The organism is Palleronia aestuarii (assembly GCF_003253995.1).
Taxonomy (GTDB): domain Bacteria; phylum Pseudomonadota; class Alphaproteobacteria; order Rhodobacterales; family Rhodobacteraceae; genus Palleronia; species Palleronia aestuarii.
The window spans coordinates 395,392-412,921 of record NZ_QKZL01000002.1; the positions used below are offsets into that span (position 1 = coordinate 395,392).

At 63.5% G+C, this 17,530-nt stretch carries 13 protein-coding genes; all 13 read left to right on the plus strand.

The window, feature by feature from the left end; all coding sequences use genetic code 11:
* The first annotated feature begins 16 nt into the window (after nt 1–16).
* Entirely contained in the window at nt 17–217 is a 201-nt protein-coding gene (gene secE / locus LX81_RS04030; protein WP_111535991.1) for a preprotein translocase subunit SecE, read from the plus strand.
* A 157-nt stretch (nt 218–374) separates the two neighbouring features.
* Nucleotides 375–908 (plus strand): transcription termination/antitermination protein NusG, encoded by a 534-nt coding sequence (nusG, locus tag LX81_RS04035; RefSeq protein WP_111535992.1) that lies wholly within the window; start codon nt 375–377, stop codon nt 906–908.
* Nucleotides 909–1,071: 163 nt separating this feature from the next.
* Nucleotides 1,072–1,497 (plus strand): 50S ribosomal protein L11, encoded by a 426-nt coding sequence (rplK, locus tag LX81_RS04040; protein WP_111535993.1) that lies wholly within the window; start codon nt 1,072–1,074, stop codon nt 1,495–1,497.
* A gap of 1 nt (nt 1,498) precedes the next feature.
* Nucleotides 1,499–2,200 carry a 50S ribosomal protein L1 gene (gene rplA, locus LX81_RS04045; protein ID WP_111535994.1) on the plus strand — a complete coding sequence of 234 codons (702 nt, stop codon included), beginning with the start codon at nt 1,499–1,501 and terminating at the stop codon, nt 2,198–2,200.
* 327 nt (nt 2,201–2,527) lie between these two features.
* Nucleotides 2,528–3,046 (plus strand): 50S ribosomal protein L10, encoded by a 519-nt coding sequence (gene rplJ / locus LX81_RS04050; protein WP_111535995.1) that lies wholly within the window; start codon nt 2,528–2,530, stop codon nt 3,044–3,046.
* Between the two features lie 57 nt (nt 3,047–3,103).
* Nucleotides 3,104–3,487 (plus strand): 50S ribosomal protein L7/L12, encoded by a 384-nt coding sequence (rplL, locus tag LX81_RS04055; protein WP_111535996.1) that lies wholly within the window; start codon nt 3,104–3,106, stop codon nt 3,485–3,487.
* A gap of 158 nt (nt 3,488–3,645) precedes the next feature.
* On the plus strand, nt 3,646–4,632 hold the full coding sequence (locus LX81_RS04060; RefSeq protein WP_111535997.1) for a glycosyltransferase: 987 nt from the start codon (nt 3,646–3,648) through the stop codon (nt 4,630–4,632).
* Between the two features lie 211 nt (nt 4,633–4,843).
* Nucleotides 4,844–8,989, plus strand: coding sequence for a DNA-directed RNA polymerase subunit beta (gene rpoB, locus LX81_RS04065; RefSeq protein ID WP_111535998.1), 4,146 nt, complete (start codon nt 4,844–4,846; stop codon nt 8,987–8,989).
* A gap of 74 nt (nt 8,990–9,063) precedes the next feature.
* Entirely contained in the window at nt 9,064–13,305 is a 4,242-nt protein-coding gene (rpoC, locus tag LX81_RS04070) for a DNA-directed RNA polymerase subunit beta' (protein ID WP_111535999.1), read from the plus strand.
* A gap of 366 nt (nt 13,306–13,671) precedes the next feature.
* Nucleotides 13,672–14,043, plus strand: coding sequence for a 30S ribosomal protein S12 (rpsL, locus tag LX81_RS04075; RefSeq protein WP_076980154.1), 372 nt, complete (start codon nt 13,672–13,674; stop codon nt 14,041–14,043).
* A 12-nt stretch (nt 14,044–14,055) separates the two neighbouring features.
* A complete protein-coding gene (gene rpsG, locus LX81_RS04080) occupies nt 14,056–14,526 on the plus strand; it encodes a 30S ribosomal protein S7 (RefSeq protein ID WP_111536000.1) in 471 nt (156 codons plus the stop codon).
* 36 nt (nt 14,527–14,562) lie between these two features.
* Entirely contained in the window at nt 14,563–16,704 is a 2,142-nt protein-coding gene (gene fusA, locus LX81_RS04085; RefSeq protein ID WP_111536001.1) for an elongation factor G, read from the plus strand.
* An 85-nt stretch (nt 16,705–16,789) separates the two neighbouring features.
* The coding region (locus LX81_RS04090) for an elongation factor Tu (protein ID WP_111536002.1) at nt 16,790–17,530 on the plus strand (741 nt) is incomplete at its 3' end.

Below are 17,530 nucleotides of genomic sequence, written 5' to 3' on the forward strand. Positions count from 1 at the left end.
CCAGGGACAGCGCATCATGGCAACCAGAACCAATCCGCTCCAGTTCATCCAGCAGGTGCGGGCCGAGATCGCCAAGGTCGTGTGGCCGACGCGACGGGAAACGGTCCTGACGACCGTCATGGTCTTCGTCATGGCGTCCCTGACCGCAGTGTTCTTCTTCATCGTGGACTTCATCATCCGCCAGGGGCTTCAGCTTCTGCTCGGAATGGTCGGCTAACGTCCCGCGGGCTTGCCATCGGGCCAGCCCGGCGTTAGGAGGGCGCTCGCTTTCGGCGGGAGGCGCGTGTCGAATCGTTGCGCGTGCGGTCCGAACGGCTGCCCGACACGAACGGGCGCGAGATTTGAACGGAATTCCGGTTGGGGACGGCAGAGCAATGGCCAAACGTTGGTATTCGGTGAGCGTGCTCTCGAATTTCGAGAAGAAGATCGCCGAACAGATCCGCTCCGAGGTGGCCGAGAAAGGCCTCGAGGAAGAGATCGACGAGGTCCTCGTCCCGACCGAGGAGGTGATCGAGATCCGCCGCGGCAAGAAGGTGCCGACGGAACGACGCTTCATGCCGGGCTACGTGCTCGTCCACATGGAGATGAGCGATCACGGCTATCACCTTATCAGCCAGATCAACCGCGTCACCGGCTTTCTGGGGCCGCAGGGCCGGCCGATGCCGATGCGCGACGCGGAAGTGCAGCAGATCCTCGGTCGTGTGCAGGAAGGCGAGGAGGCCCCGCGGACGCTGATCTCCTTCGACACCGGCGAGAAGGTCAAGGTCACCGACGGTCCCTTCGAGGGGTTCGACGGGATGGTCGAGGATGTCGACGACGACAACCAGCGGCTCAAGGTCTCGGTCTCGATCTTCGGCCGCGCGACTCCGGTCGAGCTCGAATACACTCAGGTCTCCAAGGAGCACTGAGAGGGCGCGCTACGGGCGCGCCGACCCGGCCGCACGGACGCGGCCGTTCGACGTGGGAGACGAGGCTCCGTTCCGGAGCGGACATCGAACCACGGCAATCGGGCCTCTCCGGAGGCCATTGTAGGACGGGGCGGAGCCCTGTCGCGAAGGAAAGGAGGCCGTCATGGCCAAGAAGAGAATCGGCAGCATGAAGCTGCAGGTGAAGGCGGGGCAGGCCAATCCCTCTCCGCCCGTGGGCCCGGCGCTCGGTCAACGCGGGATCAACATCATGGAGTTCTGCAAGGCGTTCAACGCACGCACGCAGGACATGGAACCCGGCGCGCCGTGCCCGACCGTGATCACCTACTATCAGGACAAGTCCTTCACGATGGACATCAAGACGCCGCCGGCGTCGTACTACCTGAAGAAGGCCGCGAAGGTTCAGTCGGGCGCCAAGACCCCCACGCGGGAGACCGTGGGTACCGTGACCGTCAAACAGGTCCGCGAGATCGCCGAGGCGAAGATGAAGGATCTGAACGCCAACGACATCGAAGGCGCGATGAAGATCATCCTGGGCTCCGCGTCCTCCATGGGCATCGAGGTGAAATAAGATGGCGAAGATCGGAAAACGCACCCGCGCCGCCCGCGAAGCCGTGGCGGACAAGCACAATCTCAGCGTCGAGGACGGCGTCTCGCTGGTGAAGAAGAACGCCACCGCGAAGTTCGACGAGACGGTGGAGATCTCGCTCAACCTCGGCGTCGATCCGCGCCACGCCGACCAGATGGTCCGCGGCACGGTGACGCTGCCGAACGGGACCGGCAAGATGGTGCGCGTCGCGGTCTTCGCGCGCGGGCCGAAAGCCGAGGAGGCGCAGGCCGCCGGGGCCGACATCGTCGGCGCCGAGGACCTGATGGAGCAGATCCAGGGCGGCCAGATCAATTTCGACCGCTGCATCGCCACCCCCGACATGATGCCGATCGTCGGCCGCCTGGGTAAAATCCTCGGCCCGCGCAACCTCATGCCGAACCCGAAGGTCGGCACGGTGACGATGGACGTGAAGGAAGCCGTGGAGGCCGCGAAGGGCGGCCAGGTCCAGTTCAAGGCCGAGAAGGCCGGGGTCGTCCATGCCGGGATCGGCAAGGCCTCCTTCGACGAGGCGGCGCTTGCGCAGAACATTCGTGCGTTCGTGGAAGCCGTGTCCCGCGCGAAGCCCGCGGGCGCCAAGGGTACCTACATGAAGCAGGTGGCCCTGACCTCGACCATGGGGCCCGGCATCACGCTCGATGTCGGCTCGGCGACGGGCAATACCTGATCATCTCGTGAATTAGGGATTTGGAAGGCGGGCTTTTTCGGTCCGCCTTTCGTCGTTTTGGGGCTCGTTCGGTCATGGCTTGGCAAGGCCGCGCGCAGGGTTTAGAGAGCCCCCTCGTGGCCTTCCGTCCGATTCGCGACGGGGTGCCGCTTTCGTCCGAGACGGCCGGTGGGTCCGCCCATAATTCCGGCCTGAGACGGGAAGAGAGATTTCCATTCGACGCCTTCGGGTGCTCACAGGGATGACCTGCCCGTTCGGACCGCATGGCCGGGATATTCCCGGTCGGACTGAGCCGGAGGGTCCGCCCTCCAAACTTGGAGTGATACTGTGGATAGAGCCCAGAAAGAGAAAGTGGTCGAGGAACTCGGCCAGATCTTCGAAAGCTCTGGCGTCGTAGTGGTTTCCCACTACGCGGGTCTCACGGTCGCCGAGATGCAGGACCTGCGGGCGCGTGCGCGCGAAGCAGGCGGGTCCGTGCGCGTTGCCAAGAACAAGCTCGCCAAGATCGCCCTAGAGGGGACTCCGCCGGCATCGATTGCCGGTCTCCTCACGGGCATGACCGTTCTCACCTATTCCGAGGACCCCGTGGCAGCAGCCAAGGTGGCCGAGGATTATGCCAAGGCGAATCCGAAGTTCGAGATTCTCGGCGGCGCGATGGGAGAGAACGCTCTGGACCGCGACGGTGTGAAGGCCGTGTCGCAGATGCCCAGCCGCGAGGAGCTCATCGCTTCCATCGCGGGCTGCATCGGCGCACCGGGCAGCAACATCGCCGGGGCCATCGGCGCGCCTGCTTCGAATATCGCGAGCATCCTTACGACCATCGAGGAGCGCGGCGAGGCCGCGTGATGCCCGTGCGGATTTCTCCGCGACGTTGGAACACATCTGAACGAATGGAACTGAACAATGGCTGATCTTAAGAAACTTGCCGAAGAGATCGTGGGTCTGACCCTTCTCGAAGCGCAGGAACTGAAAACGATCCTGAAGGATGAGTACGGCATCGAGCCCGCCGCTGGCGGCGCCGTCATGATGGCCGGCCCTGCGGGCGGCGACGCCGGTGGCGCCGCGGCCGAGGAGCAGACCGAATTCGACGTGATCCTGAAGGCCGCCGGGGCCCAGAAGATCAACGTCATCAAGGAAGTCCGCGCGATCACCGGGCTTGGCCTCAAGGAAGCCAAGGAGCTGGTCGAGGCCGGCGGCAAGGCCGTTAAGGAGCAGGTCTCCAAGGACGAAGCCGAGGAGATCAAGGGCAAGCTCGAGGCGGCTGGCGCCGAAGTCGAGCTCAAGTAATGAACTTGGCCGGGCGCGCATGCCGCGCCCGGCTTGCCCGGCTATGTCCGGGAGAGGACTTGTCCACCTCCTTTAGATACCGGTGATCCTTGGCCCGCTTTCTCTTTCCCTTGGGGCGACGGACTGCGCCGACCGGTGGAGCGAACGTCATCTTGGCGATGGCGGATCTACTGATTGAGGCGGGGCATGAAGCGCATCCGCTCTTTCCCTTCCCCGACCACGTCTATGCGTATTACGACGGCAAGGCGCGCCCTTTCCACGATCCGCGCCTCGAGCGGTTCGACCGCCAGGTCAGCCGGCGGCGACGGCTGGACCATGCCTGGCGTATCGTGCGTCGGGCCGTGAGCCGCGGGAAGGTCCGGCACCCCAAGATCGATCTCCGTCCAAGCGACATCGTCGTCGTTCCCGAATACCAATATCCCGAACTCGCCGACATCTACGGTCCGGAGCGCTGCGTCCTTCTTGCGCAAGACGTAATGGGGTTCGCACGGGCTTTCCTGCGCGATACGTCCCGGGAGCGTCCGTGCTTCGATCAATTCGGCGCGATCGTCACAACCTCGGAGGCATCGCATCGCGGGGTCCGGGAACTGACCGGGATCGACACGCTCCGCGTCACGCTGTCGATATCGCAGAAGAAATTTCGGTTCGTCGAGGACAAGCGCCTTCAGATCGCGGTGATGCCGCGCAAGCACGCCTTCCAGTCGCAGATCGTGCTGAATGCCCTAAGACGTGATCCCGACTTGTCCGACGTGCGCATCGTGGTCCTGCAGAACATGCCCGAGCAGGATTTGCTGAAAGGATTCGGTGAAAGCCTCATCTTTCTCTCGTTCTCGCACCAGGAAGGGTTCGGATTGCCGCCGGCCGAGGCGATGGCCACCGGCGCGATCGTGATCGGATATCAGGGCGTGGGGGGGAGCGAGTATTTCGACGAGACGACCGGCTTTCCGATCGATGCCGACGATATCAGTGCGATGATCGGCAGAACGCGAGAGATCGTGCGCGCCTATCGAAGCGATCCGCAGCCGCTCGACGAGTTGCGACGCCGTGCGTCACGGCGGATCCTCTCGACATATACGGTGGAACGCTTCCGCGAGACGACCTTGCAGGTGTTCGAAGAGGTTGCTAATCACCGCTCTCCGTCCTAAATGCCGATTCGTTGACAATCGCTGACAAAATATGAATGAGCCGTCCTTCCCGAGCCCATGAAAGATCATGGGCTTCGGAAGGTCAGTTTGTCGTTTCGGGAGACGTGCTGTGGGATGCGCGTCGCGTATTGAAATGGCCCTGCCGTCAGGAGGCGTTCGTCCGGTTACCCCGACCGTGTCGAGCCCCGATCGTTACGGAGACCCCGCACCCATGCCACAATCCTTCCTCGGTCAGAAGCGTCTGCGCAAGTACTACGGCAAGATTCGCGAAGTTCTGGAGATGCCGAACCTCATCGAGGTTCAGAAATCCAGCTATGATCTCTTCCTGAATTCCGGAGAGGAGGCCGAGCCGCTCGACGGGGAGGGCATCAAGGGTGTCTTCCAGTCGGTTTTCCCGATCAAGGATTTCAACGAGACCGCGGTGCTCGAGTTCGTTCGGTATGAGCTCGAGAAGCCGAAGTACGACGTCGAGGAATGCCAGCAGCGCGACATGACCTATTCGGCGCCGCTTAAGGTAACGCTTCGTCTCATCGTGTTCGACATGGACGAGGATACCGGCGCGCGGTCGGTGAAGGACATCAAGGAACAGGACGTCTTCATGGGCGACATGCCTCTGATGACGCCGAACGGCACGTTTATCGTGAATGGCACGGAGCGCGTCATCGTGTCGCAGATGCACCGTTCTCCCGGTGTCTTCTTCGACCACGACAAGGGCAAGACGCATAGCTCCGGAAAGCTGCTCTTCGCCTGCCGTATCATTCCCTATCGTGGCTCCTGGCTCGACTTCGAGTTCGACGCCAAGGACCTGGTCTACGCGCGGATCGACCGTCGCCGGAAGCTGCCGGTGACGACCCTGCTCTACGCCCTCGGGCTGGATCAGGAACAGATCATGCAGTCCTACTACAACGAGGTGTCGTTCACGCTCGAGAAGAACCGCGGATGGGTAACGCGCTTCTTCCCCGAGCGCGTCCGCGGCACGCGGCCGACCTACGATCTCGTTGATGCCGCTTCCGGCGAAGTGATCGCCGAGGCCGGCAAGAAGGTGACGCCGCGGGCCGTCAAAAAGCTCATCGACGAGGGCAATGTCTCCGACCTGCTCCTGCCCTTCGACCAGATCCTCGGCCGCTATGTCGCGCGCGACATCATCGACGAGGAAACGGGCGCGATCTACGTCGAGGCCGGCGACGAGCTGACCTGGGAGACCGACAAGGACGGCGAGGTCACGGGCGGTACGCTCAAGGAGTTGATGGACGCGGGCATCACGGAAATCCCGGTCCTCGACATCGATAACATCACCGTCGGTCCGTACATGCGCAACACGATGGCGCAGGACAAGAACATGAACCGCGATACCGCGCTCATGGACATCTACCGCGTCATGCGTCCCGGTGAGCCGCCCACGGTGGAGGCCGCGTCGAACCTGTTCGACACTCTCTTCTTCGATCCCGAGCGGTACGACCTGTCGGCCGTCGGTCGGGTGAAGATGAACATGCGGCTCGATCTCGACGCGGAGGACACGGTCCGCACGCTGCGCCGCGAGGACATCGTGGCCTGCGTGAAGGCTCTCGTGGACCTGCGCGACGGGCGCGGCGACATCGACGACATCGACCACCTCGGCAACCGCCGGGTGCGGTCTGTCGGTGAGCTGATGGAGAACCAGTACCGCGTTGGCCTTCTTCGCATGGAGCGTGCGATCAAGGAGCGGATGTCGTCCGTGGAGATCGACACCGTGATGCCGCAGGACCTGATCAACGCGAAACCCGCTGCGGCTGCGGTGCGCGAGTTCTTCGGCTCCTCGCAGCTGTCGCAGTTCATGGACCAGACCAACCCGCTTTCGGAGGTCACGCACAAGCGGCGCCTGTCGGCGCTCGGGCCGGGCGGCCTCACGCGGGAGCGCGCGGGCTTCGAGGTGCGCGACGTGCACCCGACCCATTACGGGCGGATGTGTCCGATCGAGACGCCGGAAGGTCCGAACATCGGTCTCATCAACTCCCTCGCGACCTTTGCGCGGGTGAACAAGTATGGCTTCATCGAGACGCCCTACCGGGTCGTGAAGGACGGGCAGGTGACCGACGAGGTCCACTACATGTCCGCGACGGAGGAGATGCGTCACACGGTGGCGCAGGCCAATGCGCATCTCGACGAGAACATGCGGTTCGTGAACGACCTCGTTTCCACGCGGCAATCGGGCGATTACACGCTTGCGCCGAACGAGAACGTGGATCTGATCGACGTGTCGCCGAAGCAGCTCGTTTCCGTGGCCGCCTCTCTCATCCCGTTCCTCGAGAACGACGACGCGAACCGCGCGCTCATGGGGTCTAACATGCAGCGGCAGGCCGTGCCGCTCCTGCGTGCCGAGGCGCCGCTCGTCGGTACCGGTATCGAGGAGAAGGTTGCTCGCGACTCCGGCGCGGCGATCACCGCGCGGCGTGCGGGCGTGATCGACCAGGTCGACGCGACACGGATCGTCGTGCGCGCCACGGAGGATCTGGGTCTCGGGGATGCAGGCGTCGATATCTACCGCCTGCGGAAGTTCCAGCGCTCGAACCAGAACACCTGCATCAACCAGCGCCCGCTGGTGAAGGTCGGCGATACGGTCACGAAGGGAGAGGTCATCGCGGATGGCCCGTCCACAGACATGGGCGAGCTTGCGCTCGGCAAGAACGTGGTCGTCGCCTTCATGCCCTGGAACGGCTACAACTACGAGGACTCGATCCTGATCTCCGAGCGGATCACCCGCGACGACGTCTTCACGTCGATCCATATCGAGGAATTCGAGGTCGCCGCGCGCGACACGAAGCTCGGTCCGGAAGAGATCACGCGCGACATCCCGAACGTCGGCGAGGAGGCGCTGCGCAACCTCGACGAGGCAGGGATCGTCTATATCGGCGCCGAGGTTGGTCCGGCCGACATCCTCGTGGGCAAGATCACGCCCAAGGGCGAAAGCCCGATGACGCCCGAGGAGAAGCTTCTCCGCGCGATCTTCGGGGAGAAGGCGTCGGACGTGCGCGACACGTCGCTGCGCCTGCCCCCTGGTGATTACGGTACCGTGGTCGAGGTGCGCGTCTTCAACCGCCACGGCGTGGAGAAGGACGAGCGCGCGCTGCAGATCGAGCGCGAGGAAGTCGAGCGTCTGTCGCGCGACCGCGACGACGAGCTCGCGATCCTGGATCGCAACATCTATGCGCGTCTCCGGGAGCTGATCCTCGGTAAGAATGCCGCCAAGGGTCCGAAGGGCGTCAAGCCGAACACCCGGATCGACGAGACGCTGCTCGACGACCAGCTCTCGCGTGGCCAGTGGTGGCAGCTCGCCCTCGAGGACGAGGACGATGCCAAGATCATGGAGGCGCTGAACGAGCAGTACGAGCTGCAGAAGCGTGCTCTCGATGCGCGGTTCGAGGACAAGGTCGAGAAGGTGCGTCGTGGCGACGACCTGCCGCCGGGCGTGATGAAGATGGTCAAGGTCTTCGTCGCGGTGAAGCGCAAGCTGCAGCCGGGCGACAAGATGGCCGGACGTCACGGCAACAAGGGCGTCATTTCCAAGGTCGTGCCGATGGAGGACATGCCGTTCCTCGAGGACGGCACGCCGGTCGACTTCGTCCTGAACCCGCTGGGCGTGCCGTCGCGCATGAACGTGGGCCAGATCCTCGAGACCCATATGGGCTGGGCCGCGCGCGGCCTGGGCCTCAAGGTCGACGAGGCGCTCGACGAGTACCGTCGTTCGGGCGACATGACCCCCGTTCAGGCGGCGATGCGTCTGGCCTACGGCGACGACGTCTACGGCGAGGGGATCGAGACGATGGACGAGACCGCGCTGGTCGAGGCCGCGTCGAACGTCACCCGCGGCGTGCCAATCGCAACGCCGGTCTTCGACGGGGCGAAGGAAGCGGATGTGAACGACTCGCTCGCACGGGCCGGGTTCGACACATCCGGTCAGTCGCTGCTTTTCGACGGACGCACGGGCGAGCCGTTCAGCCGCAAGGTGACGGTGGGGATCAAGTATCTCCTGAAGCTGCACCACCTCGTGGACGACAAGATCCACGCGCGCTCGACGGGGCCGTACTCCCTCGTCACGCAGCAGCCCCTGGGCGGCAAGGCACAGTTCGGCGGTCAGCGCTTCGGCGAGATGGAGGTCTGGGCGCTCGAAGCCTACGGCGCGGCCTACACGCTGCAGGAGATGCTGACGGTGAAGTCCGACGACGTGGCGGGCCGGACCAAAGTCTACGAGAGCATCGTCAAGGGCGAAGACAATTTCGAGGCCGGCGTTCCGGAATCGTTCAACGTCCTCGTCAAGGAGGTCCGCGGCCTGGGCCTCAACATGGAACTCCTGGATGCCGAGGAGGAAGACGCGGAATAGGCGACAAAGTCTGACCGCGCGGGGCGGATGTCAGGTCCGCCCCCCACCGACGCACCCTTCTTCAAGGAAAAGACATGAACCAGGAACTCACCACCAACCCGTTCTCCCCGTTGGCCGGCCCCAAGACCTTCGACGAGATCAAGGTGTCCCTCGCGTCCCCGGAGCGGATCCTGAGCTGGTCCTTCGGCGAGATCAAGAAGCCCGAGACGATCAACTACCGGACGTTCAAGCCGGAGCGTGACGGCCTCTTCTGCGCGCGGATCTTCGGTCCGATCAAGGATTACGAGTGCCTCTGCGGCAAGTACAAGCGGATGAAGTATCGCGGCGTCGTCTGCGAGAAGTGCGGCGTCGAGGTGACGCTGCAGAAGGTCCGGCGCGAGCGCATGGGCCATATCGAGCTCGCCGCGCCCTGCGCCCATATTTGGTTCCTGAAGTCGTTGCCCTCGCGCATCGGCCTCATGCTCGACATGACGCTCCGTGATCTCGAGCGGGTACTCTATTTCGAAAATTACGTCGTCATCGAGCCCGGGCTGACGGATCTCACCTATGGTCAGATGCTGACCGAGGAAGAGTTCATGGACGCGCAGGATGCCTACGGCATGGATGCGTTCACCGCGAATATCGGTGCCGAGGCGATCCGCGAGATGCTCGCGATGATCGACCTCGAGGCCGAAGCCGAGCGTCTGCGCGAGGAGCTGAAGGAAGCGACCGGCGAGCTGAAGCCCAAGAAGATCATCAAGCGTCTGAAGATCGTCGAAAGCTTCCTCGAAAGCGGCAACCGTCCGGAATGGATGGTCCTGACCGTCGTGCCGGTCATCCCGCCGGAGCTGCGTCCGCTGGTTCCGCTCGATGGCGGCCGGTTCGCCACGTCGGACCTGAACGACCTCTATCGCCGGGTGATCAACCGCAACAACCGCCTCAAGCGGCTGATCGAGTTGCGCGCGCCCGACATCATCATCCGCAACGAAAAGCGGATGCTGCAGGAATCCGTCGATGCACTCTTCGACAACGGCCGTCGCGGCCGCGTCATTACGGGTGCCAACAAGCGTCCGCTGAAGTCGCTTTCCGACATGCTGAAGGGTAAGCAGGGCCGGTTCCGTCAGAACCTGCTCGGCAAGCGCGTGGACTTCTCCGGCCGCTCGGTCATCGTGACCGGCCCTGAACTGAAGCTGCATCAATGCGGGTTGCCGAAGAAGATGGCGCTCGAGCTCTTCAAGCCGTTCATCTATTCGCGGCTCGAGGCGAAGGGGCTGTCGTCGACCGTCAAGCAGGCCAAGAAGCTCGTGGAGAAGGAGCGTCCCGAGGTCTGGGACATCCTCGACGAGGTGATCCGGGAACATCCGGTGATGCTGAACCGCGCGCCGACGCTTCACCGTCTTGGCATCCAGGCGTTCGAGCCGGTGCTCATCGAAGGCAAGGCGATCCAGCTCCATCCGCTCGTCTGCTCGGCCTTCAACGCCGACTTCGACGGCGACCAGATGGCGGTGCACGTGCCCCTTTCGCTCGAGGCACAGCTCGAGGCGCGCGTCCTGATGATGTCGACGAACAACGTGCTGTCGCCCGCCAACGGCGCGCCCATCATCGTGCCGTCGCAGGACATGGTTCTCGGCCTTTACTACATCTCCATGCAGCGCGAGGGGATGAAGGGCGAGGGAATGCTCTTCGCGGACGTGGACGAGGTGCAGCACGCGCTCGACGCGGGCGAAGTGCACATGCACGCCAAGATCCAGGCGCGGCTGCCGCAGATCGACGACGAGGGCAACGAGGTGATGGTGCGGTTCGAGACCACGCCGGGCCGCGTACGCCTCGGAGCGCTTCTGCCACTCAATGCCAAGGCGCCCTTCGATCTGGTCAACCGGCTCCTGCGCAAGAAGGAGGTCCAGCAGGTCATCGACACCGTCTACCGCTATTGCGGTCAGAAGGAATCGGTCATCTTCTGCGACCAGATCATGACGATGGGTTTCCGCGAAGCGTTCAAGGCGGGCATCTCGTTCGGCAAGGACGATATGGTGATCCCGCAGGACAAGTGGCCGATCGTCGAGACCACGCGCGACCAGGTGAAGGATTTCGAACAGCAATACATGGACGGCCTGATCACCCAGGGTGAGAAGTACAACAAGGTCGTCGATGCCTGGTCGAAGTGCAACGACAAGGTCACCGAGGCGATGATGTCGACCATCTCGACCCCGGGCCAAGACGAGCACGGCGCGGAGAACGAGCCGAACTCCGTCTACATGATGGCCCATTCGGGTGCACGGGGCTCGGTCACGCAGATGAAGCAGCTGGGCGGGATGCGGGGCCTCATGGCCAAGCCGTCCGGTGAGATCATCGAGACGCCGATCATCTCGAACTTCAAGGAAGGCCTGACCGTGCTGGAGTACTTCAACTCCACCCACGGCGCGCGGAAGGGCCTGTCCGACACGGCGCTCAAGACCGCGAACTCGGGCTACCTGACGCGGCGTCTCGTCGACGTGGCGCAGGATTGCATCGTGCGCGAGGTCGATTGCGGTACCGACCGGGCCGTGACCGCCAAGGCGGCCGTCAATGACGGTGAGGTCGTGGCGTCGCTCGGCGAGCGTGTTCTCGGTCGCGTCGCGGCCGAAGATCTCATTCGTCCGGCCACCGAGGAAGTGATGGTCTCTGCCGGGGAACTGATCGACGAGCGGAAGGCCGACATGATCGAGACGTCGGGCCTCGCCACGGCGCGCATCCGCTCGCCGCTCACCTGCGAGTCGGAGGAAGGCGTCTGCGCGATGTGCTACGGGCGCGACCTCGCGCGCGGCACGATGGTCAACCAGGGCGAAGCCGTGGGGATCATCGCGGCGCAATCGATCGGCGAGCCGGGCACGCAGCTCACGATGCGGACTTTCCACATCGGCGGCGTCGCGCAAGGTGGTCAGCAATCGTTCCAGGAAGCGGGGCAGGACGGTATCGCGGAATACCGCAATGCTCAGATGCTGCAGAACGAGTCCGGTGCGAACATCGTGATGGGCCGGAACATGACCCTCGCGATCATCGACGAGAACGGCGTCGAACGCGCCACCTTCAAGCTCGGCTACGGGACCACGGTCCATGTCGAGGACGGTGCGAAGATTGCGCGCGGCGACCGGCTCTTCGAATGGGACCCCTACACCCTGCCGATCATCGCGGAAAAGGCGGGTACGGCGCGGTTCGTCGACCTCGTCACCGGTATCTCCGTACGCGACGAGACCGATGACGCGACGGGCATGACGCAGAAGATCGTGTCGGACTGGCGCTCCGTTCCGAAGGGCGGAGACCTGAAGCCCGAGGTTCTGATCCTCGGCGAGGATGGCGAACCCGTCCGCAACGATGCGGGTAATCCGGTCACCTATCCGATGTCGGTCGACGCGATCCTGTCGCTAGAGGACGGCGCCGAGGTGAAGGCCGGCGACGTGGTGGCGCGGATTCCGCGGGAAGGCGCGAAGACGAAGGACATCACCGGCGGTCTGCCGCGGGTGGCCGAACTCTTCGAGGCGCGGCGTCCCAAGGACCATGCGATCATCGCGGAAGCCGACGGCTACGTGAAGTTTGGGCGCGACTACAAGAACAAGCGCCGGATCGCCATCGTGCCCGCCGAGGAGGGTGCCGAGCCGATCGAGTACATGGTCCCCAAGGGCAAGCACATCCCGGTTCAGGAAGGCGACTTCATCCAGAAGGGCGACTACATCATGGATGGCAATCCCGCCCCCCATGACATCCTGTCGATCCTCGGGGTGGAGGCACTTGCCGATTACATGATCGACGAGGTGCAGGACGTCTACCGACTGCAGGGCGTGAAGATCAACGACAAGCACATCGAGGTGATCGTTCGCCAGATGCTCCAGAAGTGGGAGATTCAGGACAGCGGGGAGACCACGCTCCTGAAGGGCGAACATGTCGATAAGATCGAGTTCGACGAGGCCAACGAGAAGGCGATGAAGAAGGGTGGCCGCCCGGCCATCGGCGAGCCGATCCTGCTCGGGATCACCAAGGCGAGCCTGCAGACCCGCAGTTTCATCTCGGCGGCGTCCTTCCAGGAAACGACCCGCGTTCTCACGGAGGCATCCGTGCAAGGCAAGCGCGACAAGCTCGTGGGCCTGAAGGAGAACGTCATCGTCGGTCGCCTGATCCCGGCAGGGACCGGCGGGGCCACGCAGAAGACGCGCCGCATCGCCGCGGAGCGTGATCTGAAGGTGCTGAAGGCCGCCCGTGCCGAAGCGGAGGCCGCGGCGGCGCTTGCCGCCCCCGAGGAGCCGCTCGACGAGGATCCCTTCGCGAGTTCCCTCGTCGACGCACCCGAGAGCCGCGACGAGTAACGCGCGTCTCATTCGTACCTTCGCTTGCGCCCCGCCCTGTGCGGGGCGCTTGCATTTCTACCGTTGATGATCTCTGTGATTGGCGCGGCAATCTCATTGCTTCTGAACTGTTCGGGGGGCTGTTGACTCCCCACTTAACAGCTTCTATACGGCCCGAACTCGGTTCCGGGCACATGCTCGGGGCTGAATCCAAATTCGAGTGGTCACGATCCGGGCCCCAGGCCCCGATCCTCTGGAGACCCGCCGCGTGGCCCTGATCGGGCGATGCGGTGTTTGCGTTTTGCGGACGCGCAAGGCGTTGGAAAGATGAACCGGGGTGCGCGCGCCCCAGAAACACGATGTTGCAACACGGGGAATGAAACCGGAATGCCAACGATTCAACAGCTGATCCGCAAGCCGCGGCAGCCCAAGGTCAAACGTTCGAAGTCGCTGCACCTTGAGGGTTGCCCGCAGAAGCGGGGCGTCTGCACCCGCGTCTACACCACCACGCCGAAGAAGCCGAACTCCGCGATGCGGAAAGTCGCCAAGGTGCGGCTGACGAACGGATTCGAGGTGATCAGCTACATTCCCGGCGAATCGCACAATCTCCAGGAGCACTCCGTTGTGCTCATCCGTGGCGGCCGAGTGAAGGACCTTCCGGGCGTTCGCTATCACATCCTGCGCGGCGTGCTCGACACGCAGGGCGTCAAGGATCGCAAGCAGCGCCGCTCCAAGTATGGCGCCAAGCGCCCGAAGTAAGAGGATTACGAGATGTCCCGTCGTCACGCTGCCGAGAAGCGCGAAATCCTGCCCGACGCCAAATACGGCGATCAGGTGGTCACGAAGTTCATGAACAACCTGATGGTCGACGGCAAGAAGTCCGTGGCCGAGCGCATCGTCTACAACGCGTTCGACCGGGTCGAGGGCCGCCTCAAGAAATCGCCGATCGAGGTGTTTCACGAGAGCCTCGACAACATCAAGCCGTCGGTCGAGGTCCGCTCGCGTCGCGTCGGCGGCGCCACGTACCAGGTGCCCGTCGAGGTTCGTCCTGAGCGTCGCGAGGCGCTCGCGCTCCGCTGGCTGATCGACGCCTGCCGCAAGCGCAATGAGAACACGATGGAAGAGCGTCTGGCCGGTGAGCTGGTCGATGCGGTCCAAGGCCGTGGCTCGGCCGTCAAGAAGCGCGAAGACACCCACAAGATGGCAGATGCCAACAAGGCGTTCAGCCACTACCGCTGGTAATCCGGCCGGCGCGAACCGAACACGAGGACGCATTCCATGCCCCGCGACTATTCGCTTTCCCGTTATCGCAACTTCGGCATCATGGCCCACATCGATGCCGGGAAGACCACCTGCACCGAACGAATCCTGTTCTATACCGGCAAGTCCCACAAGATCGGTGAAGTCCATGATGGCGCCGCCACCATGGACTGGATGGAGCAGGAGCAGGAGCGGGGCATCACGATCACCTCGGCTGCCACAACCACGTTCTGGTTCCGCACCGAGGACGGCAAGAACACGACCGGCATCTATGGCGACACGCCTGAGGAAGCCGGCTTCCGGTTCAACATCATCGATACGCCCGGCCACGTGGACTTCACCATTGAGGTGGAGCGTTCGCTCGCCGTGCTCGACGGGGCCGTCGCAGTGCTCGACGCCAACGCCGGTGTGGAGCCCCAAACGGAAACCGTCTGGCGCCAGGCCGACCGTTATCGCGTGCCGCGCATTGTCTTCGTCAACAAGATGGACAAGATTGGCGCCGATTACTGGAACTGTATCCGCATGATCAAGGACCGCACGGGCGCCACGCCCGCGCCGATCCAGATGCCGATCGGGGCCGAGGATGCGCTTGAGGGGATCGTCGATCTCGTCACGATGAAGGAGTGGGTCTGGAAGGGTGAGGATCTGGGCGCGTCCTGGGTCGTGCAGGATATCCGTCCCGACCTTCTCGATCGCGCCAACGAGATGCGTCAGGAACTGATCGAGATCGCCGTCGAGATGGACGACGATGCGATGGAGCAGTACCTCGAAGGTGTCGAGCCTGATCAGCCGAAGCTGCGCGAAATGATCCGGAAAGGCACGCTCAGCATGTCCTTCGTGCCGGTTCTCTGTGGCTCCGCGTTCAAGAACAAGGGCGTCCAGCCCCTGCTGAACGCCGTGATCGATTACCTGCCCGGTCCGCTCGACGTTCCGGCCTACATGGGCTTCTCGCCCGACGACGAGACGGAGACCCGCAACATCGCGCGGCATGCCGATGACGACGAGCCGTTCTCGGCGCTGGCGTTCAAGATCATGAACGACCCCTTCGTCGGTTCGCTGACCTTTACCCGTATCTACTCGGGCAAGTTGAAGAAGGGCGATTCCCTTCTCAATACGACGAAGGGCAAGCGCGAACGGATCGGTCGCATGATGATGATGCACGCGATCAACCGCGAAGAGATCGAAGAGGCGTTCTCGGGCGACATCATCGCGCTTGCCGGTCTCAAGGACACGACGACGGGCGACACGCTTTCCGACCCGCAGAACCAGGTTGTCCTCGAAACGATGACCTTCCCCGATCCCGTCATCGAGATCGCGGTCGAGCCCAAGACGAAGGCCGACCAGGAGAAGATGTCGACCGGTCTGCAGCGACTCGCGGCCGAGGATCCGTCCTTCCGTGTGGAAACCGACATCGAGTCGGGCCAGACGATCATGAAGGGCATGGGCGAGCTTCACCTCGACATCCTCGTCGATCGTCTCAAGCGCGAGTTCAAGGTCGAGGCCAATATCGGCGCGCCGCAGGTGGCCTATCGTGAGACGGTGAGCCGTGAGGCGGAGATCACCTACACCCACAAGAAGCAGTCGGGTGGCTCCGGCCAATTCGCCGAAGTGAAGATGATCATCTCGCCGACCGAACCGGGCGAAGGATATTCCTTCGAGAGCCGGATCGTCGGTGGCTCGGTTCCGAAGGAATACATCCCGGGCGTCGAAAAGGGCATCAACTCGGTGATGGATTCTGGTCCGCTGGCGGGCTTCCCCGTGATCGACTTCAAGGTCGCGCTGATCGACGGCAAGTTCCACGACGTGGACTCGTCCGTCCTCGCCTTCGAGATTGCGGCGCGCATGGGAATGCGCGAGGGCATGAAGAAGGCCGGGGCCAAACTGCTTGAGCCGATCATGAAGGTCGAGGTTGTGACGCCGGAGGAATACACCGGAAACGTGATCGGCGACCTGACGTCCCGGCGGGGCCAGGTGCAGGGGCAGGAGACCCGCGGCAACGCGATCGTCATCAACGCCTTCGTGCCGCTCGCCAACATGTTCGGCTACATCAACAACCTGCGTTCCATGTCCTCCGGACGCGCGCAGTTCACGATGCTCTTCGATCACTACGAGCCGGTTCCGCAGAACATCTCGGAAGAGATCCAGAGCAAATACGCTTGAGGGGCGGCGGGGTGAACCCCGCCCTACCCACCACCCGTAGGGCGGGGCCTCCCCGCCGCACCCATCAGACGACAGGAGACACGCCATGGCGAAGGCAAAATTCGAACGTAACAAGCCGCATGTGAACATCGGGACGATCGGTCACGTGGACCACGGCAAGACGACGCTGACGGCGGCGATCACGAAGTACTTCGGCGATTTCCGGGCCTACGACCAGATCGACGGTGCGCCGGAAGAGAAGGCCCGCGGGATCACGATCTCGACGGCGCACGTGGAGTACGAGACCGACGCGCGGCACTACGCGCATGTCGACTGCCCCGGCCACGCGGACTACGTGAAGAACATGATCACGGGCGCCGCACAGATGGACGGCGCGATCCTCGTGGTGAACGCGGCCGACGGCCCGATGCCGCAGACGCGCGAGCACATCCTCCTGGGCCGCCAGGTCGGTATCCCGACGATGGTCGTCTACATGAACAAGGTCGACCAGGTCGACGACGAGGAGCTTCTGGAGCTCGTCGAGATGGAGATCCGCGAGCTTCTCACCTCCTACGAATATCCCGGCGACGACATCCCGGTGATCCCGGGTTCGGCGCTCGCCGCGATGAACGGGGAGAACCCGGAGATCGGTGAGGAGAGCATCCGCAAGCTGATGGCGGCGGTGGACGAGTGGATCCCGACGCCGGAGCGGGCGGTGGATCAGCCGTTCCTGATGCCGGTCGAGGACGTGTTCTCGATCTCCGGCCGCGGCACGGTGGTGACGGGGCGCGTGGAGCGCGGCGTGATCAACGTCGGCGACGAGATCGAGATCGTGGGCATCCGCGAC

Coding starts and splice junctions, on each gene's coding strand:
- secE (WP_111535991.1), top strand. CDS start 17: ATGGCAACCAGAACCAATCCGCTCCAGTTCATCCAGCAGGTGCGGGCC.
- nusG (WP_111535992.1), top strand. CDS start 375: ATGGCCAAACGTTGGTATTCGGTGAGCGTGCTCTCGAATTTCGAGAAG.
- rplK (WP_111535993.1), top strand. CDS start 1,072: ATGGCCAAGAAGAGAATCGGCAGCATGAAGCTGCAGGTGAAGGCGGGG.
- rplA (WP_111535994.1), top strand. CDS start 1,499: ATGGCGAAGATCGGAAAACGCACCCGCGCCGCCCGCGAAGCCGTGGCG.
- rplL (WP_111535996.1), top strand. CDS start 3,104: ATGGCTGATCTTAAGAAACTTGCCGAAGAGATCGTGGGTCTGACCCTT.
- LX81_RS04060 (WP_111535997.1), top strand. CDS start 3,646: ATGGCGGATCTACTGATTGAGGCGGGGCATGAAGCGCATCCGCTCTTT.
- rpoB (WP_111535998.1), top strand. CDS start 4,844: ATGCCACAATCCTTCCTCGGTCAGAAGCGTCTGCGCAAGTACTACGGC.
- rpoC (WP_111535999.1), top strand. CDS start 9,064: ATGAACCAGGAACTCACCACCAACCCGTTCTCCCCGTTGGCCGGCCCC.
- rpsL (WP_076980154.1), top strand. CDS start 13,672: ATGCCAACGATTCAACAGCTGATCCGCAAGCCGCGGCAGCCCAAGGTC.
- rpsG (WP_111536000.1), top strand. CDS start 14,056: ATGTCCCGTCGTCACGCTGCCGAGAAGCGCGAAATCCTGCCCGACGCC.
- fusA (WP_111536001.1), top strand. CDS start 14,563: ATGCCCCGCGACTATTCGCTTTCCCGTTATCGCAACTTCGGCATCATG.